The sequence below is a fragment of the Rhizobacter sp. P2_H2 genome (genome assembly GCF_056403375.1).
Map to the genome: position 1 here is coordinate 1 of NZ_JBFUFP010001297.1, position 1,352 is coordinate 1,352.

Here is a 1,352-nt window from a genome sequence, read left to right on the forward strand (position 1 = left end):
GTCGAGGACAGCTACGAGACGGTGAAGACCTTCGCCAGCTACAACGGCGAGCCGTCGATCACGCTGGCCATCCAGCGCCAGCCCGACGCCAACACCGTCAAGGTGGTCGATGCGGTGCGCGCCGCGCTGCCGGGCTTCCAGGCGCAGCTGCCGCAGTCGGTGCGCATGAACCTGGTCAACGACCGCTCGGTGTCGGTGCGCGAATCGCTGCACGACGTGACGCTGACGATGCTCGGCACCATCGTGCTGGTGGTGCTGGTGATCTTCCTGTTCCTGCGCCGCTTCGTCGCCACCGCGATCCCGACGCTGTCGCTGCCGGTCTCGCTGGTCGGCGCGATCGCGCTGCTGTGGGGCTTCGGCTACACGCTCGACAACATCTCGCTGCTGGGCCTGACGCTCGCGGTCGGCCTGGTGGTCGACGACGCGATCGTGATGCTCGAGAACATCATGCGGCACGTCGAGCACGGCGAGGCGCCGTTCGGCGCGGCGCTGCGCGGCTCGCGCGAGGTCGGCTTCACGATCATCTCGATCTCCACCTCGCTGATCGCGGTGTTCATCCCGATCTTCTTCATGCCGGGCGTGATCGGCCTGCTGTTCCACGAGTTCGCGGTGATCGTGTCGCTGGCAATCATCGCGTCGGCCTTCGTCTCGCTGACGCTGGTGCCGATGCTGGCCAGCCGCTTCCTGACCGACGACGCGCACAAGAAGCCGCCGGGCGCGCTGGTGCGCTCGTTCGAGCGCGGCTTCGACCTGCTGCTGGGCGCCTACTCGCGCACGCTCGACGTGGCGCTGCGACACCGCGTGGCCGTCGTGCTGGTCGCGGCGGTCACCTTCCTCGCCACCGGCTGGCTGTTCGCGAGCATCTCGAAGGGCTTCTTCCCGCAGGAGGACATCGGCCAGCTCAGCGTGCAGACCGAAGCCTCGGAAGACACCTCGTTCCCGGAGATGGTGCGGCTGCAGGACCGCGCCGCGGCCATCATCCGCGACGACCCGAACGTGCTGGCCGTCAGCTCGTTCAACGGCGGCGGCGGCGCGCAGAACACCGGCCGCATGTTCGTCGCGCTGAAGCCGCGTGCCGAGCGCCAGGACATGACCCAGGTGGTCGAGGGGCTGCGCCGCAAGCTGCGCGACGTGGCCGGCATCAGCGTCTTCATGCGCCCGATCCAGAACCTGCAGCTCGGCGGCCGCCAGAGCAAGGCGCAGTACCAATACATCCTGCAGAGCGTCAAGGCCGACGAGCTGAACGACTGGGCGCAGAAGCTGCAAGGCAAGCTGCGCGCCGACCCGCTGTTCCGCGACGTGACCAGCGATTCGCAGCTGCGCGGGCTGCAGGCGTCGCTGCACATCGACCG

The 1,352-nt window shown here is 68.4% G+C and carries 1 protein-coding gene; it reads left to right on the forward strand.

Annotated features, from left to right (window positions below; genetic code table 11):
* A partial coding sequence (locus tag AC1D15_RS32500; RefSeq protein ID WP_477829306.1) for an efflux RND transporter permease subunit occupies window positions 1-1,352 on the forward strand: 1,352 nt, incomplete at both ends.